Annotated in this window: 17 protein-coding genes; 5 read left to right on the plus strand and 12 right to left on the minus strand. The window is 60.7% G+C overall.

From position 1 onward, the window contains the following. Window positions 1-16: 16 nt before the first annotated feature. From ACEN9A_RS19645 to ACEN9A_RS19655, 3 genes are all read right to left on the minus strand, one after another. Entirely contained in the window at window positions 17-2440 is a 2424-nt protein-coding gene (locus ACEN9A_RS19645) for a TonB-dependent siderophore receptor (protein ID WP_258669961.1), read from the minus strand. A 97-nt stretch (window positions 2441-2537) separates the two neighbouring features. Beyond that, a complete protein-coding gene (locus ACEN9A_RS19650) occupies window positions 2538-3512 on the minus strand; it encodes a FecR family protein (protein ID WP_258669965.1) in 975 nt (324 codons plus the stop codon). Next, window positions 3509-4009, minus strand: a complete 501-nt coding sequence (locus ACEN9A_RS19655; RefSeq protein ID WP_258669969.1) for a sigma-70 family RNA polymerase sigma factor — start codon at window positions 4007-4009, stop codon at window positions 3509-3511. Before ACEN9A_RS19655 ends, ACEN9A_RS19650 begins: the two co-directional genes overlap by 4 nt. A gap of 197 nt (window positions 4010-4206) precedes the next feature. On the opposite strand from ACEN9A_RS19655, the gene ACEN9A_RS19660 reads away from it, so the two are divergent. Next, the gene (locus ACEN9A_RS19660; protein ID WP_258669971.1) at window positions 4207-5334 is read left to right on the plus strand and encodes an HlyD family secretion protein; all 1128 of its coding nucleotides are present in this window, start codon (window positions 4207-4209) and stop codon (window positions 5332-5334) included. Continuing rightward, window positions 5331-6923, plus strand: coding sequence for a DHA2 family efflux MFS transporter permease subunit (locus ACEN9A_RS19665; RefSeq protein WP_258669976.1), 1593 nt, complete (start codon window positions 5331-5333; stop codon window positions 6921-6923). Before ACEN9A_RS19660 ends, ACEN9A_RS19665 begins: the two co-directional genes overlap by 4 nt. A gap of 21 nt (window positions 6924-6944) precedes the next feature. Here the strand turns inward: ACEN9A_RS19665 and ACEN9A_RS19670 are convergent, their stop codons facing one another. From ACEN9A_RS19670 to ACEN9A_RS19680, 3 genes are all read right to left on the minus strand, one after another. Further along, window positions 6945-7385, minus strand: a complete 441-nt coding sequence (locus ACEN9A_RS19670; RefSeq protein WP_258669979.1) for a carboxymuconolactone decarboxylase family protein — start codon at window positions 7383-7385, stop codon at window positions 6945-6947. 171 nt (window positions 7386-7556) lie between these two features. After that, window positions 7557-9002, minus strand: a complete 1446-nt coding sequence (locus ACEN9A_RS19675; RefSeq protein WP_258669982.1) for a mechanosensitive ion channel family protein — start codon at window positions 9000-9002, stop codon at window positions 7557-7559. Window positions 9003-9138: 136 nt separating this feature from the next. After that, on the minus strand, window positions 9139-10005 hold the full coding sequence (locus ACEN9A_RS19680) for a pirin family protein (RefSeq protein WP_018925360.1): 867 nt from the start codon (window positions 10003-10005) through the stop codon (window positions 9139-9141). 243 nt (window positions 10006-10248) lie between these two features. Here ACEN9A_RS19680 and dkgB point away from each other — a divergent pair, with 243 nt between their 5' ends. Then, window positions 10249-11052 carry a 2,5-didehydrogluconate reductase DkgB gene (gene dkgB / locus ACEN9A_RS19685; protein WP_258669986.1) on the plus strand — a complete coding sequence of 268 codons (804 nt, stop codon included), beginning with the start codon at window positions 10249-10251 and terminating at the stop codon, window positions 11050-11052. A gap of 3 nt (window positions 11053-11055) precedes the next feature. Here dkgB and ACEN9A_RS19690 read toward each other — a convergent pair whose 3' ends face one another. From ACEN9A_RS19690 to ACEN9A_RS19715, 6 genes are all read right to left on the minus strand, one after another. Next, entirely contained in the window at window positions 11056-14298 is a 3243-nt protein-coding gene (locus ACEN9A_RS19690; protein ID WP_258669989.1) for an ATP-binding protein, read from the minus strand. Continuing rightward, entirely contained in the window at window positions 14299-14919 is a 621-nt protein-coding gene (locus ACEN9A_RS19695; RefSeq protein WP_258669992.1) for a response regulator transcription factor, read from the minus strand. It abuts the gene before it with no gap. 142 nt (window positions 14920-15061) lie between these two features. Beyond that, the gene (locus tag ACEN9A_RS19700; protein ID WP_258669995.1) at window positions 15062-15439 is read right to left on the minus strand and encodes an ANTAR domain-containing protein; all 378 of its coding nucleotides are present in this window, start codon (window positions 15437-15439) and stop codon (window positions 15062-15064) included. A 234-nt stretch (window positions 15440-15673) separates the two neighbouring features. Next, window positions 15674-18391 carry a magnesium-translocating P-type ATPase gene (gene mgtA / locus ACEN9A_RS19705; RefSeq protein WP_258670003.1) on the minus strand — a complete coding sequence of 906 codons (2718 nt, stop codon included), beginning with the start codon at window positions 18389-18391 and terminating at the stop codon, window positions 15674-15676. 517 nt (window positions 18392-18908) lie between these two features. Beyond that, a complete protein-coding gene (locus ACEN9A_RS19710; RefSeq protein WP_258670006.1) occupies window positions 18909-20246 on the minus strand; it encodes a lysine N(6)-hydroxylase/L-ornithine N(5)-oxygenase family protein in 1338 nt (445 codons plus the stop codon). 131 nt (window positions 20247-20377) lie between these two features. Next, window positions 20378-20860: a sigma-70 family RNA polymerase sigma factor gene (locus ACEN9A_RS19715; protein ID WP_309475220.1), complete on the minus strand. Its 483-nt coding sequence runs from the start codon at window positions 20858-20860 to the stop codon at window positions 20378-20380. 333 nt (window positions 20861-21193) lie between these two features. On the opposite strand from ACEN9A_RS19715, the gene ACEN9A_RS19720 reads away from it, so the two are divergent. Then, a complete protein-coding gene (locus ACEN9A_RS19720; RefSeq protein WP_258670009.1) occupies window positions 21194-22366 on the plus strand; it encodes an efflux RND transporter periplasmic adaptor subunit in 1173 nt (390 codons plus the stop codon). Beyond that, on the plus strand, window positions 22367-24340 hold the full coding sequence (locus tag ACEN9A_RS19725; RefSeq protein WP_258670012.1) for a MacB family efflux pump subunit: 1974 nt from the start codon (window positions 22367-22369) through the stop codon (window positions 24338-24340). It abuts the gene before it with no gap. Window position 24341 lies beyond the last annotated feature (1 nt).

Consider the following 24341-nt stretch of genomic DNA (forward strand, 5'->3'; position numbering starts at 1 on the left):
GCCGACCAGTCACTCATCAGAACCCGACGCTGGCCTGCACAAAGAACGTGCGTGGTGCGCCGACGTACATCCCCGAGTTGTTGTCGCTGGAACGGGTGAAATACTGCTTGTCGAAGATATTTTTCACCCCGGCGCCGACTTTCAGGTTCGACAATTGCGAACCGAAGTCATAACCACCGCGCACGTTCCAGGTCACGTAACCCGGAATGTCACCGTACTGCCCGTCTGCGGAACCTTCGGTGATGTAGTTGCCGCTGAAGCTGCCATCGGCGTTCACACCGGTCCCCGGTGAACGCTGTTTGGACTGGGCAAAGGCATCGAGGTTGTAGGTCCAGCGGTTGATGTCGTAACGCAGCCCGGCGGTGGCCACCTGACGCGAGTAGAACGGCAGATCACGGCCCTTGAAACCCGGGATCTCGCCTTCATACGTGGCGCGGGTGTAGGTGAAACCGGCGTTGGCGGTCAGGCCGTCGAGCATCGGGTTGAGCGCCGACATGTCGTAATGCAGCGACGCTTCAAGGCCCTGGTGCTTGGTCGCGCCGAGGTTGGTCCAGCCCACGTCGTTGCTGATGTATTGCAGTTCGTCATCGAAGTCGATGTAGAACAGCGTCACTTCCCCGCCCCACACGTCATCGTTGTAGCGCGTACCGATCTCGTAGGTCTTGGCCTTTTCCGGGCTCAAGCCGTTGGCGGTGTTGTCACCCGAACCACCCTGGCCGAGCTGGAAATATTGCAGGCTGCCGAACGAGGTTTCGTAGTTGGCGAACAGTTTCCAGGCGTCAGACAGGTGATACATCACGCTCAAGGCCGGCAGCGGTTCGTTGCTGTCGATGCTGCGGCGTTTTTCCTGCACGCGTTTGCCAGCGGTGTCGAGCACCGGCCTGTCGTGCCATTCGGTGCTGATGCTTTCAAAACGGATGCCGGGGGTCACGGTCCAGCTGCCGACATCGATCTTGTCATCGATGTAAACGGCGTGGGCTTCGGTGCCGCCGGTGCGGTCCTGGAACACATGGCCATCGGACGTTTTGCTGACCACTGGCTGATTGTTCACCAGCGCCAGACGGCTCGACTCTTCGTGCATGCCTTCTTTCAGGTAACGATAACCGACGCTGGCTTCCTGCGTGGTCGGGCCCAGGTCGAACACATGGGACACTCGCGGCTCGATGCCGAAGGTGTAGTAAGTGCGTGGATAAGAGCTGAGGGTTTTCTGGTCGCGAGCGGCGATGGTGCTGCCACGGAAGCTGTCGGAATAGTAGGTCAGCACTTCGGCCTGGGTCCGGTCGTCGATCTGCCGCGCCCACTTGAACGACACGTCCTTGCGGCGGCCGCTGAAGTTGTCATGGTCGCGGTCGGACTGGAACGGATCGGCGTCGTACTGCTTCTGCGTCAGGCCGCCGGGCATGTCGGCGCTGGCATCGTAGTAATGGAAATTGAGGCTGAAATCGTCCTGATCGGTGGGCGCCCAGTGGGTCTTGAGGATCACGTCGTCGATGTCGTTGCCGTTGTTGCTTTTGCGATAACCGTTGCCGTTCACCCCGGAATACAACAGCGCCACGCCCAAGCCGTTATCGGCGGTGCCGCCGAGAAACGCGGTGTCGATGTGTTTCCAGCCACCGCGCTGGGTGGTTTCCAGGGTGGTGCCGATTTCACCGGTGGCTTTCTCCGGGATCGCGCGGGTGACGAAGTTGATCACGCCACCGACGTTCTGTGGCCCATAACGCACGGAACCGGCGCCACGCACCACGTCGATGCTGTCGAGGTTGCCGGAGGAAATCGGCGCCATCGACAGCTGTGGCTGGCCGTAAGGGGCGAAGGCAGCCGGCACGCCGTCGATCAGCACGGTGGAGCGTGGCGACAGGCGCGAGGTCAGGCCGCGCACACCGACGTTCAGGGAAATGTCGCTGCCGCCAGTGCCGTTGGCGTCCTGCACTTGCACGCCGGGAACACGCCGCAATACGTCGCCGACATTCATGGCGCCCTGCTCGACCATCGCTTCACGGCGGATCACCGTGCGCGCGCCGGGATGGTTTTGCACCACAGCGGCATTGGCATCGCCGAGCCAGTCACCAACCACCTTGATGTCGGTCACGCCCAATTCCAGCGGGCCATTTGAGGCGGAAGTCGGGGCCGGCATCAGCGTGACCGAACCTTCATCGATCTGGTATTGCAGACCGCTGCCTTGCAGCAATTGGCGCAAGGCCTGTTCCGGCGAGAGGTTGCCGTCGACTGCCGGGGCCTGTTTGCCGGCCACCAGTTCCGGGCTGAAAAAAACCTGCAGCGAGGTTTGTTGGCCCAACTGACTCAAGGCCTGGCCCAGTGGCTGCGCCTGAATATGAATGGCATCGGCAGCAAACGCCTGGGGCAGCGCCGAGCTGACCGCCAGGGCGAGAGCGAGGGGCAGCCAGGATGATTGGTTATTCTTAGCGGTGGTTTTCTTCACGTCGAACGTTGTCCTGTGGATCGCAAGAGTGTGCGTCTGTTAATGCAAACCAGTTGCAGTTGGACAAGAAGACGAAGAACTCGAAAAAAACCTGAATCTATCGGGAGATTATTTCCTGGCTGCCGTCACCGAGGGTGCGGATGGCCACCGGCAGAATGCTCGGCAAGGCCTTGAGCAGCGCGTCGGTGTTGTCGGATTTGAACACGCTGGTCAGGCGCAGGTTGCCCACTTGGGCACTGCCGACCGTCAGCGGTTTCTCTCGATAGCGCGACACTTCCTCGGCCACTTCGCTGAGGCTGGCGTTGTTGAACACCAGTTTGCCGCTGCGCCATGCGGTCAGCTCCGCAGGATTGACCGCATAAGCAGCGGTCACTTTGCCCTGGGCATTGATGCAAGTGCCGAAGCCGGCGGTAAGGCTGACGAAATCGTCGCCGCTCCCTTGAACCCTGACCGTGCCCTGCTCCACCGCGACCCGGGTTTCGGCGCTGTCGCGGCGCACATCGAACCGGGTGCCGGTGACCGTGACCTTGCCGCTGCCCGCCTCGACCACGAACGGTCGACTGCTGTCGTGCTCGACGCTGAACATCACCTCGCCTTGCATCAACTCGATGCCGCGACGGTCCTTTTCATAGCGCACCTGCACCCGGCTGCGGCTGTTCAGATCAATCACCGAACCGTCCGGCAACGCCACATGACGACGCTCGCCAAGGGCCGTGGAATATTCAGCCGTGTAGGTCGCCGGAGGGTTCAAGCCGCTGAACAGCCCCAGGCCGAGCACCACCGCCAACACGCTGGCGGCCACCGCGTAACGCACCAGCGGACGACGTTTACTGCGCACCGCCGGGGTTTCACACAAGGCGTGCAGACGCTTGGCCGGCAATCGATCGGCCGCCACCCACAGGTTCTGGAGTATCTGATATTCGTTGCGATGCTGAGGGTGTTCGTCCAGCCAGCTCTCGAAGCGGCGCTGCTCTTCGGCGCTGGCGGCAGGTTCCTGCAAACGCACAAACCACCGCGCCGCGTCGTCGCGAACCGTTGTTTGCCCGCACGCACAATCACGAGTATCCATCATGGCTGTGCCCCGTCCAGACGATCACGCAGATGCCGCAGGGTGCGGATCATATACTTTTCCACCATGTTCCTGGACAGCCCCAGGCGCTCGGCGATTTCGGCCTGGGTCAGGCCTTCGATCTTCTGCCAGACGAACACCTTGCGGCAGTTGAGCGGCAACTCGGCGAGCGCCCGCTCGATGGAATCCGCCAACTGGATCGCGTGCATGAAATGCTCCGGGTCGCCGGACGACGACACACTGTGATCGATCGCCTCCGACTCCATGGCGCCCCGCCGATCCTCACGCCGATAACCGTCCACCGCGATGTTGCGCGCGGTCTGGTGCAAATACGCCCTAGGTTGCTGCACCGCCGCCGAATCGGACTCGAGCACCCGCACGAAGGTGTCATGGGCCAGGTCCTCGGCCTGCTGACGATTTCTCAGGCGACGGGTCCAGGTGCCGATCAACTCTTCGTAATACTCGAAAAAGCCGGGTCTGCGGGGCAGCTTGGGGGTCATTGCGGCGTGCTGTGGGGGGGAGGTGCGAATAGTAATGCTTCCTATTAATGCCGGCAAATCATTCCTCCCCCACATCGACTCCCCAGATTGGTTCGTGGAAGTGCCAGACGACCGGTAGCAAAAATCCATTGCCACAAAATATTACTTGCATCATATTACACTTGTAATAAAGCGCCGTTTCCCACAGGTATTTGTCCATGACCAGCATGCCCAGCCTTGAACCCGACCTTGCTGTCGCAGTGAACCCACCCAAGCCTCCCCTGTTGAAACGGCTGGTGCTGCTGACGGCAGCCATCGCAGCCCTGGTGTTCATCGGGCTGTACGCGAACCATTGGTGGACTGCCGGGCGCTTCATCGAAGAAACCGACGATGCCTACATTGGTGGCGACGTCACGGTAATCGGCCCGAAAGTCGCCGGCTATATCGAAGAAGTGCTGGTGACCGACAACCAGAGGGTCAAGGCCGGCGATGTGCTGATCCGGATCGACGCCCGTGACTATCGCGCCAACCTGGCCAAGGCCGAAGGCGCGGTGGCCGCTGAAGAAGCGCTGCTCGCCAACCTCGACGCCACCGAACAACTGCAACACGCGGTGATCGGCCAGGCCCGCGCCGGCATCGATGCTGCGGGCGCCGAAACCGCGCGCTCGCGGGACGACAATGCCCGCTACAAACGCCTGGTGGGCAGCAATGCCGTCTCGGTGGAAAGCGCGCAACGGGCCGACGCCACCTTCAAGACGGCCCAGGCGCAGAGTGCCCGGGCCCAGGCCGAACTGCTGGCCGCGCAACGCCAGTTGAACGTGATCGAAACCCAGAAACAACAAGCCCGTGCCGCATTGGTACAGGCGCGGGCCGAGCGTGATCTGGCGCAGTTGAACGTCGGCTACACCGAGTTGAAAGCCCCCGTCGACGGCGTGATCGGCAATCGTCGGGCGCGGGTCGGCGCTTATGCCCAGGCCGGTTCGCAACTGTTGTCGTTGGTGCCGGCCAGCGGATTGTGGGTCGATGCCAATTTCAAGGAGGATCAGCTAGCGCGGATGACGCCGGGCCAACGTGTGATCGTGCATGCCGACGTGCTCAAGGGGCGTGAATTCCACGGGCATCTGGACAGCCTCGCGCCGGCCAGCGGTTCGCAGTTCAGCGTGCTGCCACCGGAAAACGCCACCGGTAACTTCACCAAAATCGTCCAGCGGGTGCCGGTGCGGATCCTGCTCGACCCGGCGGATGGCGTACTCGGTCATCTGCGTCCAGGCCTGTCGGTGACGGCCGAAGTGGACACCCGCGCCGAGCCTGAAGCGCAAACCCCAACCGTGGCCCGCGCGCCATGAGCCGCGCCCTTGCCGCCCCCGCGCAACCGTTCAACGCCGCCAACATGGCGACGGCGACCAAGGTGTTCGCCTTCGCCACGATGTGCATCGGCATGTTCATTGCGCTGCTGGATATCCAGATCGTCTCGGCGTCGCTGCGTGACATCGGCGGAGGGCTCTCGGCCGGCACTGACGAAACCGCCTGGGTGCAGACCAGTTACCTGATCGCCGAAATCATCGTGATTCCGCTGTCGGGCTGGTTGTCCCGGGTGTTCTCGACCCGTTGGCTGTTCTGCGCCTCGGCGATTGGCTTCACCCTGGCCAGTCTGCTCTGCGGCGTGGCCTGGAACATCCAGAGCATGATCGCCTTCCGCGCCCTGCAAGGGTTTCTCGGTGGCTCGATGATTCCGCTGGTGTTCACCACCGCCTTCTTTTTCTTCACCGGCAAGCAACGGGTGATCGCCGCCGCAACCATCGGCGCAGTGGCCTCGCTGGCGCCGACGCTGGGGCCGGTAATCGGTGGCTGGATCACTGACATTTCGTCCTGGCACTGGCTGTTCTACATCAACCTGGTGCCGGGGATTTTCGTCGCGGTGGCAGTGCCGATGCTGGTGAAAATCGACCAGCCGGAATTGTCGCTGCTCAAAGGCGCCGACTACCTGAGCATGCTGTTCATGGCGGTGTTTCTCGGTTGCCTGGAATACACCCTCGAAGAAGGCCCGCGCTGGAACTGGTTCAGCGACAGCACGATTCTGACCACCGCGTGGATCAGCGGCCTGGCCGGATTGGCCTTCATCGGTCGAACCTTGCACGTGGCTAATCCGATCGTCGATCTGCGCGCCTTGAAGGACCGCAACTTCGCCCTCGGTTGTTTCTTTTCGTTCGTCACCGGGATCGGCCTGTTCGCGACGATTTACCTGACGCCGCTGTTTCTCGGCCGGGTGCGCGGCTACAGCGCGCTGGACATTGGCCTAGCGGTTTTTTCCACCGGGGTGTTCCAGATAATGGCGATTCCGCTGTATGCCTTTCTGGCCAATCGCATCGACCTGCGCTGGATCATGATGACCGGCCTTGGGCTGTTCGCCCTGTCGATGTGGGATTTCAGCCCGATCACCCATGACTGGGGGGCTAGAGAATTGATTCTGCCGCAGGCCTTGCGCGGGATCGCGCAGCAACTGGCGGTGCCGCCGGCGGTGACCCTGACCCTTGGCGGGTTGGCACCGGCGCGGCTCAAACATGCTTCGGGATTATTCAACCTGATGCGTAACCTCGGCGGCGCAATGGGGATCGCTGCGTGCGCGACCATCCTCAATGACCGCACCAACCTGCACTTCACCCGGTTGGCAGAGAACCTCAACAGCACCAACGAAGCACTCAATCAGTGGCTGTCCCAGGTCGGCCATAACTTCGCCGCCCTCGGCCAGAGCGGTGACATCGGCGTCACCGCCAGCCTGCATCAACTGTGGCTGCTGACCTACCGCGAAGCGCAGACGCAAACCTACGGCGACGCGTTCCTGATGATCATGGTCTGTTTCATTCTCGCCACGGCGATGGTGCCCCTGATGCGCAAGGTACAACCACCAGCCGCGCCGAGTGCCGATGCTCATTGAGCCTGGCGGCACTTCAAAAAATCAGGCCTGAGGCATCTTGCGGAAACCCACAGCCAGGCGGTTCCAGCTGTTGATGGTGGAAATCGCCACAGTCAGGTCGACCATTTCCTTGGGGCTGAACTCGGCGCTGAGCAGCGCATAGTCTTCGTCCGGCGCGTGGGTCAGGCTCACTTGGGTCATGGACTCGGTCCAGGCCAGTGCGGCGCGCTCGCGATTGGTGAAAAACGGCGCCTCGCGCCAGGCTGTCACGGCGAACAGCCGACGTGGCGTTTCCCCGCCCTTGATGGCATCGGCAGTGTGCATGTCGATGCAGAAGGCACAACCGTTGATCTGCGACGCGCGCAGCTTGACCAGTTCGATCAGCGACTTTTCCAGCGGTAGTTTCGAGACCGCGGTTTCCAGGGCCATCATGGCCTTGAGGGCGTCAGGGGAGGCGGTGTAGAAATCGATACGGGTTTGCATGGCGAGCTCCAATCACAATGGGTGTTGGCGCTACGTTAATGCGGACCTGCGGTTGAACAAATAGCCAATTATTGGGAAGTTGAGGATGCCAATAGACCAGAAGACTTCAGTGATGGTACCGACGCCTTCGCGAACAGGCTCGCGAAGGCGTCGGTACAGGCAATCAACCTATCAGTGGCTACGGCTGCGCAACCACTGCAAAAACCCCTTCTTCGCCACCACCTTGGGTGTTTCCTGCATCAGCGTCTGAGCCGTATGCATACGGAAATCCAGCAAGGCTTTCATCGCCTCATTGATGTCATGACGCGCATCCAGGCACGGCTTGAGGTATTCCTTCTCGATGCGATAAAGCGTGCAAAAGGTCTTGGCCGTAAAGTCGGCGAGCGCCGATTCATCGGAAAGAACCCCGGCCTCGCCAATCACCTCTCCCGGCCCCATGCGCGCGGCTTCGAACTTGGTGCCGCCGCGGTTCAGGGCTACCGACACCACTCCGGACTCGATGATGAACAGGTGATCGCTGACCTCCCCCGCCGGCAGGATCATTTCGCCGGCGCGGAAGGTTTGTAGCGTCATGTTCTGGCTGAAGGTTTCTTTCTCTTCCTGACGCAGAGTCGAGAAAATGTTCGAGCTGTCCAGCAGCGCCCGCGGCCGAGACAAGGCAGCAGGCGCGTTAGGCTCGACGCTCGACAACAGGCTGATACCGGATGCCTGCAAATGCCGGAACGCCAGGTCGAACAACTGATTACGCACCATGCGTTTCTGATCCATGGACACCACGAAACCGCTGATTTCGTATTCCACGCCAGTGCTGCCGGAGCTTTTCAACGCCACGTTCGGCGCCGGTTTGCTCAACAGAAAACGGCACCCCTGCATGGCCCGTTCCAATGCATCGACCACTTTTTGCGGACGAGCATGGGGGCTCACTTGCAGGCTGATCGAGACACCGAAAATGTCGCTTGGGCGGCTGAAGTTGACGATCTTGGCCTTGGCCGCCAGGGAGTTGGGAATCACCGCCATGCTGCCTTGCGCGGTTTGCAGGCGCGTGGCGCGCCAGTCAATGTCGGTGACCCGGCCTTCGGTGCCATCGATGGAGATCCAGTCATCCAGTTGATAGGGTTTGGTGGTGTTCAGGACGATCCCGGAGAACACGTCGCTGAGGGTGCTTTGCAGGGCCAGGCCGACGACGATCGCCAACGCACCGGACGTCGCCAGCACGCCCTTGACCGGCAACTCGAGCACGTATGCCAGTGCGGCGATGACCGCGATCAGGAAAATCACCGCGCCGAGCAGGTCCTGCAACAAGCGCCCGGTGTGCCCGACCCGTTGCATCATCACCGCACCGAGCAACACCGTCAGGGTGCGCGCCGCGTACAGCCACCAACCGATCTGCAAACCGGTTGCCGCCAGGTGCAACGGCACATTATCGGCCCAGGGCGCCGGCGCCATGGGGTTCAAGCCTTCGTTGAACAGCAGCACGCTGAACAGCGAGAAAATCACCAGCCGCGCGGCCAGTTTCCAGTTGCTGCCGCTGGCCGTGATCAAACGCCACAACACCAGATCGATCAGGATCAGGATCAGCGCGCTAAGCAACGGGTGATTGGTGAGCAGTGACAGCATCAAGCAACTCCAACAAAGGCCAATGGCGTGAAGATCTCACAGATTGTAGGAGCTGGCGAAGCCTGCGATCTGCAAAACACCACAAAGCCGATGTGGGAGATACCAGGTTGCAGAGCAACCCACTACTGCGTCGTATTCAACCGCTCATCCGGCCGAACCGGCCCGACTGGAAGTCGCTGAAGGCCTGATGGATTTCCTGCTCGGTGTTCATTACAAACGGGCCGTGGCCGACGATGGGCTCGTCGATCGGCTCGCCGCTGAGCAGCAGCACGACTGCATCGTTGTCGGCTTCGAGGCTGAGCTGATCACCGTTGCGTTCGAACAACGCCAACTGCCCGTCACGCACCAGTTCCTGACCATTGACCTGAACCGTACCGCGCAGCACCACCAGTGCGGTGTTGCGTCCTTCATGCAGATCCAAGGTCAGCAACTTGCCGGCGTTCAAGCGCACATCCCATACGTCGATCGGCGTGAAGGTCCGCGCCGGGCCTTTGTGACCGTCGAACTCACCGGCAATCAAGCGCAGGCTGCCGGCATTGTTTTTCAGCGGGATACGCGCAATGTCGCCGTCGAGAATCGTCTGGTAACCGGGCTCGGCCATCTTGTCCCTGGCCGGCAAGTTGACCCACAGCTGCACCATTTCCAGGGTGCCGCCGGTTTTGGCGAAACCTTCGGAGTGAAACTCCTCATGAATGATCCCCGAGGCTGCGGTCATCCATTGCACATCGCCGGGGCCGATCTTGCCGCCGCTGCCGGTGGAGTCACGGTGTTCCAGCTCGCCCTTGTAGACGATCGTCACGGTCTCGAACCCGCGGTGCGGATGCTGACCCACGCCACGACGCTCGGTGGTCGGAGTGAATTCGGCGGGGCCTGCGTGATCCAGCAGCAGGAACGGGCTGATGTGTTTGCCCAGGTTGTCGTAGGAAAACAGCGTGCGAACCGGAAAACCGTCGCCGACCCAATGAGGTCGTGGACTGGTGTAGATACCGATGATGTTTTTCATCTTGGCCTCTGAATCTGTTGTGTGACGCGATGGATAAAGCTTAAAACCATGACCTTTGGCGCACTAGACTGCAAAAATCAGCCTCATCGTTCTATCTGGAGAACGATGGAGGAAGATTTTTTGATCTTCCAACAGCCCATTCATGACTTGCGGTAAACAGTGCTTTGCCAAACCAGCGGTTTTTCTCAAGGGTGCAGCCGGGGATACTCCCGCCCATTCCCACTGCAACCCCTGGAGTCATTGATGTCTATTCCCGCATTCGGTCTTGGTACGTTTCGCCTGCAAGGCCAAGTGGTCATCGATTCGGTAAGCGCCGGTCTTGAGCTGGGTTACCGGGTCATCGACACCGCGCAAATCTACGAAAACGAAGCCGAGGTCGGCCAGGCTATCGCTGCCAGCGGCATTGCCCGTGAAGAGCTTTTCATCACCAGCAAAATCTGGGTCGCCAATTACGCCAAAGACCGATTGATCGACAGCCTCAAAGAGAGCCTGGATAAGCTGCAAACCGACTATCTGGACCTGACCCTGATCCACTGGCCGTCGCCGGAAGATCAGGTGCCGGTCGAAGAGTTCATGGGGGCGTTGCTCGAGGCCAAACGACTGGGCCTGACCCGTCGGATCGGCGTGTCCAACTTCACGGTCGACCTGATGAAGCAAGCCATCGCTGCGGTCGGCGCCGAGAACATCGCCACCAACCAGATCGAGCTGCACCCGTACCTGCAAAACCGCAAGGTCGTCGAATTTGCGCAAAGCCAGGGCATCCAGATCACCTCTTATATGACCCTGGCCTATGGCGAAGTGCTGAAAGATCCGCTCATCCAGCAGATCGCCGATCGCCTGCAGGCGACACCGGCCCAAGTCACCCTGGCCTGGGCCATGCAACTGGGGTACGCGGTGATCCCCTCTTCCACCAAACGCACCAACCTGCAAAGCAATTTGCACGCCTGCACCCTGACCCTGAACGACGCCGACATGGCGCTGATCGCGGGCCTGGATCGCGGCCAGCGGCTGACCAGCCCCAACGGCATTGCGCCGCAGTGGGATTGAGTTTCAGCCCTGACTTAAATCTTGGCTCAAGCGTTTATCCAGCGATGACATCGCGCGCTGCAACTGATCGACAGCTTCCTTGAGCAGCACCGGATCTCCCCCGTTGATGACAAGCTCCAGTTGCTCGCAGCCCTCGATCAAGCGCTGTGCCCGAACCATGCGCGCACCGCCCTTGATGCGGTGCGCCAGGTCGAACAGCACACGGTGATTGCCATTGGCGTGCGCCTGGAGCAAATCATCCAGGTCCGTCCGGTTGGTCTGCGTCACTTCATGCAAAAGGCGATTAAGGAGTGTGCGGTCTGCACCGACGTATTGCTCCAGGCCACTCAGGTCCATCTCGGGCGTAGATGGTTCGTCGATGTGCTCTGGCGCCTGACTGGCAAACCTGGACGCCAGCCAAGCGTGCAAATCCGCCAGCAGGATGGGTTTGAACAGGCAGTCGTCCATGCCTGCCTCCAGACAGCGCAACTTCTCCTCGGGCCGCGCATTGGCGGTAAACCCCAGAATCAGCGTTGGCGACAATCCCTGGGCGCGCTCTTCATCGCGTATGGCACCGGTCAGTTCATAACCACTGAGCTTGGGCATATTGCAGTCGGTGACGACCAGATCAAAGCCATGCTCACGCCACAGTTCAAGCCCCCGTGTGCCCTCTTCGGCCTCCAGAACATGATGCCCCAGGTGGCTCAGTTGTCGTGAAAGCAACAATCGATTGGCCGAGTGATCGTCGACCACCAGAATCGTCAGTGACCGCGTCGGCGCCTGCAACCCGATATCGCCCCCCACACTAGAAGGCAACGGTTGCAATGCGATCAGCTCAAGGTTGATGTCGATCCGCGTGCCTTGCCCAGGAACGCTGTCGAGTTGCAACCGCCCGCCCATCATTTCGCACAGCGTGCGACTGATCACCAATCCCAGGCCAGAACCGCTTCGGGCTGACTGTCGGCCGTTATCGGCCTGGATAAACGGGCTGAACAATCGTTGGCGGTCGACGGTGCTGATGCCAATGCCGGTGTCTTCAATGCGTACGCTGACCGCCAGATGCCCCGCCGTAACGGGCGCTACCCGCAGCGTCAGGCTCACCTCCCCCTCATGGGTGAACTTGATGGCATTGCTCAGCAGATTGGACAGCACCTGTTTGAAGCGTGTGGGATCGATCAACACATCACAGTCACTGTGTTCGTCCAGATCGATTCGCCACGCCAGCTCTTTCTGCCGTGCCAGGCCTTCAAAAACCCGACACACCGATTCCACCAGCCCCCGCAGATTGGCGCGCTCAGGGGTCAGGGATAAATGCCCTGACTCGATACGCGCGATATCCAGGATGTCGCCGATCAGCGCCAGCAATTGTTGGCCGGCACTGGACGCCACCTCAATGGCAGAACGGTCGATGACGCCTTCATCCGCGCGCATCAGGGCCAGTTCAAGCATGCCGATCAGCGCGTTCATCGGTGTGCGGATCTCATGACTCATGGTCGCCAGAAAGGTGGTTTTGGCGCGATTGGCGTCGTCCGCCACGTCCTTGGCGTCCTGCAATTGCTGCAACCATTGCTGGCGCTGGCGAATCTGTCGGCGCTGCCAGGCAATCCAGACCAGGGCGAGCAACAGCAAGGCGCCAGCCACGGTAAAGGCCTGAAGAATGCCCTGGCGATGACGCAGCCAATAGCTGTCATCCACCACCACGTCATGGCTCCAGCGCGCCACCAGATCGTCCATTTCCTGCGGCGAAATACTCAGCAATGCCTTGTTCAGAATCGAGTGCAGCTCCAGCGCATCACTTCCAGTCGCCAGAGCGATGCGTGCCGGTTCATCGCCCACAGTACTGCTGATGCGCAGACGCCCGCCGTAATACCGGGCAATCAGGTAGCGGGTCATGAACAACGAACTGAGCGCGGCATCAGCTTCCCCCTTCATGACCATTTCCAGGCCTTGGGCCGGGCTTTGCACATCCAGCATCCGCACCTGCGGTGCCCTGGCAAGAATGAATGCGCGCATTGGATGACTGTGATAGATCGCCAGGCGTTTGCCGGCCAGATCCTCCAGAGTTCTCGGGCTGCCGGGGGTGACTGCACTGACCAGCGTGTATGGATTGGTGACGTAAGGGCTGGTAAAACGCAGCCCGGCCACACCTTCAGTCGTGGGGATGAGCGCCGGCAGTATGTCGATCTCGCCAGCCTTGAGTCGCTGGATCTGCTCGTCCAGGGATTGGCCCCGCTGCACGTCAAAGTTCAAACCGCTACGCTGGCTGATCAGCGTCAACAATTGCGCGGTCAACCCGCTGAATCGCCTTTCGGCATCATAGAAAGTCAAAGGCGCAAAGTCCCCGACCACTCCGACGCTCACCGTCGGATGCCGAGCACGCCATTGCTGCTCACTGGCGCTCAGACTCACTCGCTGCAGACCCAGCCGATTGGCACGGCCGGCACTCCATCGTTGCTCGATGGCAGAGCGTTGCTCCATCGGGATCGCCGCCAGCGCCTTGTCGACAATGTTTTTCAGGCGCGTATTGTCCCGCGCCAATGCGAAACCGAACGGGTTGGCGTCAAGGCCGGATGGCCCCATCAACTGAACGTTATTGTGGTAGTTGTTGTTGATCAGGTAATTGGCACTGATAAGATCCCCGAGATACACATCATCCTGCCCATATGCCACGGCTCCGAGTGCATCGAGCGGCGATGAGTAACGTTGCAGATCAGCCTTGGGATAGAAGGCTTTGACGGTCTGCTCCGGCAGATAGTCGGCGACCATGGCAATGCGTTTACCAGCCAGATCCTCGGGCATGCGCTCGTCCAGTCTGGTGACCAGCATCGGCTGATCTTCGGCATAGGCGCTGGTTCGATTCAGTTCGGGATCGGCGGCCTCGAAGCTGTTGGAGGTTCCCAGCAGATCCAGGTCTTTGCGTTTGAGTGCCGCCATCGCTGACTCGCGTGTGCCATAGCGCAGCACCTCGACGTTGACGTGCAGCAGTTGCGCAAGCAGCCCGACGTAATCGGCGGTAATGCCCTCCAGTTCATCGTGATTGCGCGTCAATTCGAAGGGCGGGTAGTCCGGCCCCGTTACTCCGACGCGCAACACCCGCTTGCTGATCAGCCAATTGCGATCATCCACATCCAGCTGGACAGCGTTGCTCTCCACCGTGGAGCGCCCCAGCAGACGCAATGACCTAGGCTCGTCGGCTACCGCGACCAGGGCCTGCGATACAAGACACAGCATCAACACCCACAGGAAGATGCGCACGGTCGGGTTCACTCAGATCAGCTTATTGCGCTTGGCGAAATCGCGCAGGTGCACCGCTGCATTCACCCCCAGTTTTTCGATCAAGCGGGTCTTGTAGGTGCTGACGGTCTTGTGACTCAAGTGCATAAGCTCGGCGATAGCCTTGTTACTCATGCCCTGGGCCAAATACCGCAGGATTGTCAGTTCACGGTTGGAAAGTTTGTCGATCATCTCTTTTTCGCTGCGTTGCCGGGGGTCCTGCGATCCCGCAGGCAACCGCGCGAAAAAGGTGTAACCGGCCATGACGGCGTGCACGGCTTTTTGCAATTGTTGCAAGGAGCGGGTCTTGGCGACATAAGCCATGGCCCCGGCGCGCATGCAACGCTCTTGAAAAAACAGCGGATCCAGGGAAGTAAAAACCAGTACCAGACACGACAGGTCACTGGCCTTGATCCGTTCCAGCAGATCCAGCCCGTCGCCTTCGGACATGACCAGATCCAGCACCACCAACGTGGGTGAATGCTCACGGATCATCGACAACGCCTCGCTACCGCTGGAAGCCTCGTAAATCCGTTCGAAACCCTCATTCACCAATACGATTTTGACTGCGGTACGTACCACCGGATGATCGTCCACAATCAGCGCTGACTTCATGGCAATTCCTTGTGCAAAAACTCAACGATTGCCCGCCGCTAACCGCCGGGATAGACGCAGCGGCTGCGCAATGACTTTGCACGGAATGCTGGAAGAATGTACCTGTCAGAAATGATAGTACCGACGAACGGCAACCCGGGACTCAACCGATCCGTTGTCGATTCCGCTCGTGATCCAGACTCGGTGCAGCTTCACACGCAGGCGGATCGATGAGCGCCATCAGCCGTCGGATGGACGCTAAATCCGGCAGCGTCGTGTGGTCATCGTAGATCAAGGAGTAATGAACCTGAGAGTTATCGAGGAAGAACCCAGGCAGGTCCAACGCCCCATCCGCCAATGAGGCATTGACGACCACCAGGTCGAACGGCTCGCAACCGTACTCCACCAGGTTCAGCATATCTGCAAGGCTGTGCACCGGTGCCACCCGGTAATAACCGAGCTGATTGAACAACCGCTCGGTTTTCAGCCGGTGAAAATGCTGTTCGTCGGCGATCAGGATGCGCAAGGCTTTATTGGTCATCGCGGGCCTCCAGGTCAATGGCTGATGAGTGAGGCGGCAAGGCTACGGAAGACTCGGGGAGCGCTCTGTAGGACTTTTCCTAAAAATAGAGGGTTCTGTCCGACTTGAAGATCAAGAGATCGCAGCCTGTGTAGGCGCTGCCGAAGGCTGCGATCTCTTGATTTTTATTGAAGCAAGATCAAAAGATCGTCCGAACGCGGCCCGAGCCTTCGGCAGCTCCTACGTTTGGCAGCATTACTGCCAACCAAACCTGCGGATGTAGAAGCCTTTCACCGCCTGGGTCAGTGCCATGTACGCCAGCAGAATCACCGGCAGGAACACGAAATACAGCGACGGCAGCGCCTGCAGTTTGAAGTAGTGCGCCAGCGGCCCCATCGGCAGGAAAATCCCCACGGCCATGATGATGCCCGTCATCACCAGCAGCGGCGTGGCGGCGCGGCTTTGCAGGAACGGGAGCTTCGGCGTGCGGATCATGTGCACGATCAGCGTCTGGGTCAGCAGCCCGACCACGAACCAGCCAGACTGGAACAGGGTCTGGTGGTCCGGGGCGTTGGCATCGAACACGTACCACATCAAGGCAAAGGTGCTGATGTCGAAGATCGAACTGATCGGGCCGAAAAACAGCATGAAGCGCCCGACGTCCGCCGGCTGCCAGCGTTGTGGTTGTTTCAGCATGTCTTCATCGACGTTATCGAACGGGATGGCGATCTGCGAAATGTCATAGAGCAGGTTCTGCACCAGCAGGTGCATCGGCAGCATGGGCAGGAACGGAATGAACGCACTGGCCACCAGCACCGAGAACACATTGCCGAAGTTCGAGCTGGCGGTCATTTTGATGTACTTGAGCATGTTGGCGAAGGTCCGCCGCCCTTCCAGCACGCCCTCCTCCAGCACCATCAGGCTCTTTTCCAGAAGGATGATGTCCGCCGCTTCCTTGGCGATGTCCACCGCGCTGTCCACCGAAATGCCGATGTCGGCAGTGCGCAGGGCTGGCGCATCGTTGATGCCGTCGCCCATGAAACCGACCACATGGCCGTTGCCCTTGAGCAGGCGGACGATGCGTTCCTTGTGCGACGGCGTGAGTTTGGCGAAGACGTTGGTGGTCTCCACCGCCACCGCCAGCTCGGCGTCGCTCATGCGCTCGATGTCGTTGCCCATCAGCAGGCCTTGCTGCTCCAGCCCGACTTCGCGGCAGATTTTCGCGGTCACCAGTTCGTTGTCGCCGGTCAGCACTTTCACCGCCACACCGTGCGCGGCCAGGGCCTTGAGTGCCGGCGCGGTGCTTTCCTTCGGTGGATCGAGGAAAGCCACGTAACCGATCAGCGTCAGCGCCTGTTCATCGGCCAGGCTGTAAGTGTCGCGGCCCTCGATCATCGGCCGCGCCGCCACCGCCACCACCCGCAGGCCTTCGGCATTGAAGGCGGCGGTGACCTGGCGAATCCGTGCCAGCAATTCATCGCTCAGCGCCTCGTCGGCATCGCCGTGGCGCACCCGGGTGCACACCGCCAGCACTTCTTCCACCGCACCTTTGCAGATCAGCAGATGCGGCTGATCACGCTCGGCCACCACCACCGACATGCGCCGACGGGTGAAGTCGAACGGAATCTCGTCGACCTTGCGAAACGCCGTGCCGACTTTCAGTTCACGGTGGATTTCCACGTGCTCCAGCACGGCCACGTCCAGCAGGTTTTTCAGGCCGGTCTGGTAGTAGCTGTTGAGGTAGGCCATTTCCAGCACGTCATCGGAATCGTTGCCCCAGACATCGACGTTGCGCGCGAGGAAGATTTTGTCCTGGGTCAGCGTGCCGGTCTTGTCGGTGCAGAGCACGTCCATGGCGCCGAAGTTCTGGATCGCGTCGAGACGTTTGACGATGACTTTTTTGCGCGACAGGAACACCGCGCCCTTGGCCAGGGTCGAGGTGACAATCATCGGCAACATTTCCGGGGTCAGGCCCACGGCGATCGACAGCGCGAACAGCAACGCTTCGGTCCAGTCACCCTTGGTGAAACCGTTGATGAACAACACCAGCGGCGCCATGACGAACATGAAGCGGATCAGCAACCAACTGACTTTGTTGACCCCGGTCTGAAACGAAGTCGGCGCACGATCGGTAGCGCCGACCCGCTGCGCCAGCGCGCCGAAATAGGTGTTGTTGCCCGTGGTGAGAATCAGCGCCATCGCCGTGCCGGACACCACGTTGGTGCCCATGAACAGGATGTTGTCGAGGTCCAGCGGGTTGTGGGTGCGGTTGTCTTGCTGACGAGGGAATTTTTCCACCGGCATCGATTCACCGGTCATCGCGGCCTGGCTGACGAACAGGTCCTTGGCGTTGAGCACTCGGCAATCGGCAGGAATCATGTCACCGGCCGAGAGCACGATCAGGTCACCCGGCACCAGTTGCTTGATCGGCAATTCGAGGCGTTGCGCACCGTTGTTCGCCACCTCCCGACGCATCACCGTGGCGGTGTTGCTGACCATCGCCTTGAGCGCGTCGGCGGCCTGGTTGGATTTGGTTTCCTGCCAGAAACGCAGCAAGGTCGAGAGCACCACCATCGAGAAAATCACGATGGCGGCTTTCATGTCTTCGGTCAGCCAGGAGATCACCGCCAGCAACGTCAGCAGCAGGTTGAACGGGTTTTTGTAGCAGTGCCACAGGTGCGTCCACCACGGCAGCGGTTGCTCGTGCTCGACTTCGTTGAGGCCGTACTGTTCGCGCAGCGCATCGGCCTCGGGTTCAGTCAGGCCGTCAGGGTGGCTGCCGAGGTTATCCAGCAATTGGCCGGTGTCGCTGTTGGCGGCGGCGACCAGGGTTTGCGCGAGCGTCGGCGGGACTTCACGGCTGACCGTGGTGTCGATGAAGCTTTCCAGCAACGCCAGTCGACGGAAGTGCCGGGCGATGTGACGGTTTCGCAGGAATCCGGCGAAGAATTCTTTCAGCCAGGTCAGGTTCATGGCAGTGCCCCCCAGGGTCAGCCGGGAAACCGTCGAGCAGGCGTGTCGAGGCGCTGCGATGACGACACGGGGTCGAACATCACACGCTGTTCAGCGTCGATGAGAGGACGTCGGGAGTCGGGCCAAACCGGCCACGATCGGGATGCCGCTGCTCGCTTTACGGCGAGACAACGGCACAAAAAGGCTGCGCGTTATCTTGCCGGGAAAATGCCGGTTACCGAGACCGGCCGACAACTGTCACTCGAACAAGTACCCACTGTGGGTCTCCGCTAATTGATGAAAACGCGCGAAGCTTACGCCGCGATACCTAGAGAGTAAACGCTGCACAGGGGTGTGATGGGGGGAATCGCAGGGTTCTTCAGGAAGGGTTCAGGATTGGTTTTTTTCCGGCCATGAAAATCAAAAGATCGCAGCCTGCGGCAGCTCCTACAGAATTTGTGTCCACCCGATATTTCATGGGTGTACGCGATTCCACGTAGGAGCTGCCGAAGGCTGCGATCTTTTCGAGGCCCCCTTATCAGCTAGCTGTAGCCAACAACAAATCCCTCACCGACCGGCCATGCCCACGGGATTTGCCATGGTCATACAACGAGCCGGCGATTTCATCGGCGCGGATCGGCAGGATCGACAGCAAGGTGTCGCTCAAGCCGTGGCTGGCCTGGCAGAAGCCCTGCATGTAGATACCGGCCTTGCAACGCTCGTCGGTGATCAGCCTGTAGTTGCGATCGACCTCGAAATCACCCAGGTATTGTTCCAGCGGCGCCAACAACTTTCGGTGCATCTGACGCTCGTAACCGGTGGCCAGCACCACGGCGTCGTAGCGGTGAACCGTGACTTCACCGGTGGCGTTGTTGCGCATCGCCAGCTCGATACCGCGTTCGGTGGCGGTGGCTTTTTCGATAGTGGTCAGGGTGCGGAACGCATGGCGCGCGATGCCCGAGACTTTCTGCCGGTAGAAGATCCCGTAGATGCGTTCGATCAGGTCGATGTCCACCACCGAATAGTTGGTGTTGTGGTACTCGTTGACCAGACGTTCACGTTCGCTGCTGGCCTGCTGGAACACCAGGTCGGTGAACTCCGGCGAGAACACTTCGTTGACGAAGGGGCTGTCATCGGCCGGTTTCAGGGCCGAACCGCGCAGGATCATGTCCACCTGCACCGACGGGAAGCTGTCGTTAAGGTCGATGAAGGCCTCCGCCGCGCTCTGCCCGCCGCCGATGATCGCGATGTTCATCGGTTGGTTGTTCAGGCATGGCTGCTCGGCCATGCGCTCCAGGTACTGGGAATGGTGGAACACCCGACCGTCATCCTTCAGTGCCTTGAACGCTTCGGGAATCCGCGGTGTACCGCCGGCGCTGACCACCACCGAACGGGTGGTGCGCACATGCTGCAGCCCCTGAGTATCACGCGAGATCACCCGCAACGCCTCGACCTGCTGGTTGTGCAGCACCGGCTCGATGGTCAGCACTTCCTCGCCGTAGCGGCTCTGCCCGGTAAATTGCCCGGCGACCCAGCGCAGGTAGTCGTTGTACTCCATGCGGCACGGATAGAAGGTGCCGAGGTTGATGAAGTCCACCAGACGACCGTGGTGCTTGAGATAGTTGACGAAGGAATACGGGCTGGTCGGGTTGCGCAGCGTCACCAGGTCCTTGAGAAAAGAAATCTGCAGTTCGCTCTGGGTGACCAGGGTGTTGCCGTGCCAGCGGTAGTCCGCCTGCTTGTCGAGAAACAGCACATCCAGCTCGCCCTGGCTCGGCCCGCGCTCTTGCAGGGCGATGGCCAGGGCCAGGTTCGAAGGGCCGAAACCAACGCCGATCAGGTCGTGAACGATGGGCGATGCAATTGCCTGTGTCATTTCCAGTGTCCTCTGGATAAACCCCGCAGCTGCGGGGATAAAGCCTGGGTGACCTGACCGGCCTTTGGCGGCAGCAGATCGTCTGTTGAATAGGAACGAGGACAATGAAAAAAAATTTAACGAGGCCTGATTTAAGCGACATCCCACTGGCGCATGCGTACCCGGCAATGCTTCATGGCGTTAACGATGTGCTTTTCCACCAGCGCCTTGGAAATCCCCAGGCGTTCGGCGATTTGCGGGTGTGACAGGCCTTCGATCTTGCGCAACAGAAAGCTCTCGCGACACAGCCGTGGCAACTCCGCCAGCGCGCGCTGGAGCATGTCCAGGCGCTGACCGTGATCGAGGCTGTTGTGGGGCGAAGGGATGAAGTAGCGTTCTTCGCTGTCGAGCACGTCCAGGGACTCGACCTGTCGCAAGGCATTGCGTCGATGGTCGTCGATCACCAGGTTGAGCGCGGTGCGATAAAGGAACGCCCGGGGTTGCTCGATCGGCGTGTCGCTGGAACGCTCCAGTACCCGCAGATACGCGTCATGCACCACATCTTCGGCCACCTGGCGGTTGCCTAGCCTGGCGTTCAGGAAACACACCAGCTCGCGATAGTAGTTTTCCAACATGACTCCCGGCCGCACGGGGTGCGGTTTCTATCCTTGAACCAGATCCGCCATCGCCCAAATAGGCAGTGGCACGATGATGGCGATTTCGAGTGTGTAATTTATAGTAATTCTCATATAGATTTAAAGCGCTGTTTCTATTTGCCTGCTAAATAGTGCTGTCCTATACCTTTGACTTTGTCTGTCACTCAAAGCCTCAACGCTTAAATTCCCCACCCCGTCCCTCGTCTACAGGACAGCTCCCCGTGGCTGTTGGTCCTCCGACAGCGTTCAGCTGTCGCCAGGTTTGGCACGCCTGCTGAATGACGGGCCGAATCCTATTGGCCGGAACCCTGCATGAAACGTCCCCGTCACACCCGACGCGCCCTGCTTGTTGCCCTTTGTCTGATCCCCGTTATCGCCATCGCGGCCTGGCAGGTTTTGCCAGCGGGTCGTGACCGCTTCGCTACGGTCCAGGTCGCGCGCGGCGACATTGAAAGCAGCGTCACGGCACTGGGAACCCTGCAACCGAGGCGGTATGTCGATGTCGGCGCCCAGGCCTCCGGGCAGATCCACAAGATCCATGTGGAGGTCGGTGACGTGGTCAAGGAAGGCCAGTTGCTGGTGGAAATCGACCCTTCCACCCAACAGGCCAAACTCGACGCCGGGCGTTTCTCCATCGACAACCTCAAGGCGCAGCTGCAGGAACAACGGGCACAACACGACCTGGCCCGGCAGAAATATCAGCGCCAGCAGAACCTCGCCGCCGGCGGCGCGACACGCGACGAAGATGTGCAAACGGCCCAGGCCGAACTGCGCACCACTCAGGCGCGCATCGACATGTTCGAGGCGCAGATCCGTCAGGCCCAGGCCAGCCTGCGCAGCGATCAGGCCGAACTTGGCTATACGCGCATTTACGCGCCGATGAGCGGAACGGTCGTGGCCCTCGATGCCCGCGAAGGCCAGACCCTCAACGCCCAGCAGCAAACGCCGCTGATCCTGCGCATCGCCAAACTGTCGCCGATGACGGTCTGGGCCGAGGTCTCGGAGGCTGACATCGGCCACGTCAAACCCGGCATGAGCGCCTGGTTCACCACGCTCAGCGGCGGTAACCGTCGCTGGAGCAGCACGGTGCGGCAGATTTTGCCGATACCGCCCAAACCACTGGATCAGACCAGCCAGGGCGGCGGCAGTCCGGCCAGTTCCAGTAAAAGCGGGACGGCCCGCGTGGTGCTGTACACGGTGCTGCTGGACGTCGACAACGCCGACAACGCGCTGATGGCGGAAATGACCGCCCAAGTGTTCTTCGTTTCCAATCAGGCAAACAACGTCCTTACCGCTCCGGTCGCGGCGTTGCAGGGCGGCCCGCAAGCGGACAGTCAAACCGCTCGGGTGGTCGCCCAGAACGGCAGCATCGAACAACGGACTGTGCGCACCGGCATCAGCGATCGCCTGAAGGTGCAGATCCTCGACGGACTGGCCGAAGGCGATCACCTGTTGATCGGCCCCGCCGACGGCAGCGGAGGTTGAATGCAAACGCCTCTGATCGACCTGCAGGACATTCGTAAATCCTACGGTGGCGGCGACGCGCCTGAAGTTCATGTGTTGCGCGGCATCGACCTGTCGATCCACGCCGGGGAATTCGTAGCGATCGTCGGCGCTTCCGGCTCCGGCAAATCGACGCTGATGAACATCCTCGGCTGCCTCGACCGGCCAACGTCCGGCGAGTATCGGTTCGCCGGCGAAAATGTCGCGGCACTCGACAGCGATGAGCTGGCCTGGCTGCGCCGCGAGGCCTTCGGTTTCGTGTTTCAGGGCTACCACCTGATTCCGTCCGGCTCGGCTCAGGAAAACGTCGAGATGCCGGCAATCTACGCCGGCACCCCAGCGGTCGAACGCCACGCCCGCGCCGCCGCCCTGCTCGACCGTCTGGGCTTGGCCGAACGCACCGGCAACCGTCCGCACCAGCTCTCCGGCGGCCAGCAGCAACGGGTGTCCATCGCCCGCGCATTAATGAATGGCGGCCACATCATCCTCGCCGACGAACCCACCGGCGCCCTCGACAGCCACAGCGGCGCCGAGGTCATGGCACTGCTCGACGAACTGGCGAGCCAGGGCCATGTGGTGATCCTCATCACCCACGACCGCGACGTGGCGGCGCGGGCCAAACGCGTGATCGAGATCCGTGACGGCCTGATCATCAGCGACAGCGCCCGCGACAACCCCGCCGTGCAGGCCTCGGCCAATCCCGGTGCGTTGCAAGCGGTGGATTTGCGCAAGCGGCTGAGCGAAGGCAGCGAGGCCACCGGAGCCTGGAAAGGTGAATTGGTGGATGCCGTACACGCGGCCTGGCGGGTGATGTGGATCAACCGTTTCCGCACCGCCCTGACGCTGTTGGGGATCATCATCGGCGTCGCCTCGGTGGTGGTGATGCTGGCCGTCGGCGAAGGCAGCAAGCGTCAGGTCATGGCGCAGATGGGCGCGTTCGGCTCGAACATCATTTACCTCAGCGGCTCCGCTCCCAACCCGCGCACGCCGCCCGGTATCGTAACCCTGGATGACGTCGCGGCGCTGGCCAGCCTGCCGCAGGTCATGCGGATCATGCCGGTCAACGGCGCCGAAGCCGGGGTGCGCTTCGGCAACCTCGACCACCTGAGCTACGTCGGCGGCAACGACACCAACTTTCCGGCGATCTTCAACTGGCCGGTGGTCGAGGGCAGCTACTTCACCGAGGCCGATGAACGCAACGCCGCAGCGGTCGCGGTGATCGGCCACAAGGTGCGCAGCAAGTTGCTCAAGGATGTCGCCAACCCCATCGGCCAATACATCCTCATCGAAAACGTGCCCTTTCAGGTCGTCGGCGTGCTTGCGGAAAAAGGCGCCAGTTCCGGCGACTCCGACAGTGACAACCGGATTGCCGTGCCCTACTCGGCCGCCAGTGTCCGGTTGTTCGGCACCCACAACCCCGAATACGTGGCCATTGCCGCGGCCGATGCGCGCAAGGTCAAAGAGACCGAAAAGGCCATCGAGCAGTTGATGCTGCGCCTGCACGACGGAAAACACGATTTCGAACTGACCAACAACGCCGCGATGATTCAGGCCGAGGCGCGCACGCAAAATACGCTGTCGCTGATGCTCGGTTCGATTGCGGCGATTTCTCTGCTGGTGGGCGGCATCGGCGTGATGAACATCATGCTCATGACCGTGCGCGAACGAACTCGCGAGATCGGCATCCGCATGGCCACCGGCGCCCGTCAACGCGATATTTTGCGTCAGTTCCTCACCGAAGCAGTGATGCTCTCGGTGGTCGGCGGGATCGCCGGCATTGCCCTGGCGCTGATCGTCGGCGGCGTATTGGTGCTCAGCAAAGTCGCTGTGGCCTTTTCCCTGGCGGCGGTCATCGGCGCCTTCGCCTGCGCACTGATCACCGGCGTTGTCTTCGGCTTCATGCCGGCCCGCAAAGCTGCCCGGCTCGACCCGGTCACGGCCCTTACCAGTGAATGAT

It is taken from the genome of Pseudomonas sp. Pseusp18, from assembly GCF_059506005.1.

Excerpts from the sequence above, each read along its gene's own strand:
- ACEN9A_RS19650 (WP_258669965.1), bottom strand. The coding sequence starts at position 3,512 with ATGATGGATACTCGTGATTGTGCGTGCGGGCAAACAACGGTTCGCGAC.
- ACEN9A_RS19655 (WP_258669969.1), bottom strand. The coding sequence starts at position 4,009 with ATGACCCCCAAGCTGCCCCGCAGACCCGGCTTTTTCGAGTATTACGAA.
- ACEN9A_RS19660 (WP_258669971.1), top strand. The coding sequence starts at position 4,207 with ATGACCAGCATGCCCAGCCTTGAACCCGACCTTGCTGTCGCAGTGAAC.
- ACEN9A_RS19665 (WP_258669976.1), top strand. The coding sequence starts at position 5,331 with ATGAGCCGCGCCCTTGCCGCCCCCGCGCAACCGTTCAACGCCGCCAAC.
- ACEN9A_RS19670 (WP_258669979.1), bottom strand. The coding sequence starts at position 7,385 with ATGCAAACCCGTATCGATTTCTACACCGCCTCCCCTGACGCCCTCAAG.
- ACEN9A_RS19675 (WP_258669982.1), bottom strand. The coding sequence starts at position 9,002 with ATGCTGTCACTGCTCACCAATCACCCGTTGCTTAGCGCGCTGATCCTG.
- ACEN9A_RS19680 (WP_018925360.1), bottom strand. The coding sequence starts at position 10,005 with ATGAAAAACATCATCGGTATCTACACCAGTCCACGACCTCATTGGGTC.
- dkgB (WP_258669986.1), top strand. The coding sequence starts at position 10,249 with ATGTCTATTCCCGCATTCGGTCTTGGTACGTTTCGCCTGCAAGGCCAA.
- ACEN9A_RS19695 (WP_258669992.1), bottom strand. The coding sequence starts at position 14,919 with ATGAAGTCAGCGCTGATTGTGGACGATCATCCGGTGGTACGTACCGCA.
- ACEN9A_RS19700 (WP_258669995.1), bottom strand. The coding sequence starts at position 15,439 with ATGACCAATAAAGCCTTGCGCATCCTGATCGCCGACGAACAGCATTTT.
- mgtA (WP_258670003.1), bottom strand. The coding sequence starts at position 18,391 with ATGAACCTGACCTGGCTGAAAGAATTCTTCGCCGGATTCCTGCGAAAC.
- ACEN9A_RS19710 (WP_258670006.1), bottom strand. The coding sequence starts at position 20,246 with ATGACACAGGCAATTGCATCGCCCATCGTTCACGACCTGATCGGCGTT.
- ACEN9A_RS19715 (WP_309475220.1), bottom strand. The coding sequence starts at position 20,860 with ATGTTGGAAAACTACTATCGCGAGCTGGTGTGTTTCCTGAACGCCAGG.
- ACEN9A_RS19720 (WP_258670009.1), top strand. The coding sequence starts at position 21,194 with ATGAAACGTCCCCGTCACACCCGACGCGCCCTGCTTGTTGCCCTTTGT.
- ACEN9A_RS19725 (WP_258670012.1), top strand. The coding sequence starts at position 22,367 with ATGCAAACGCCTCTGATCGACCTGCAGGACATTCGTAAATCCTACGGT.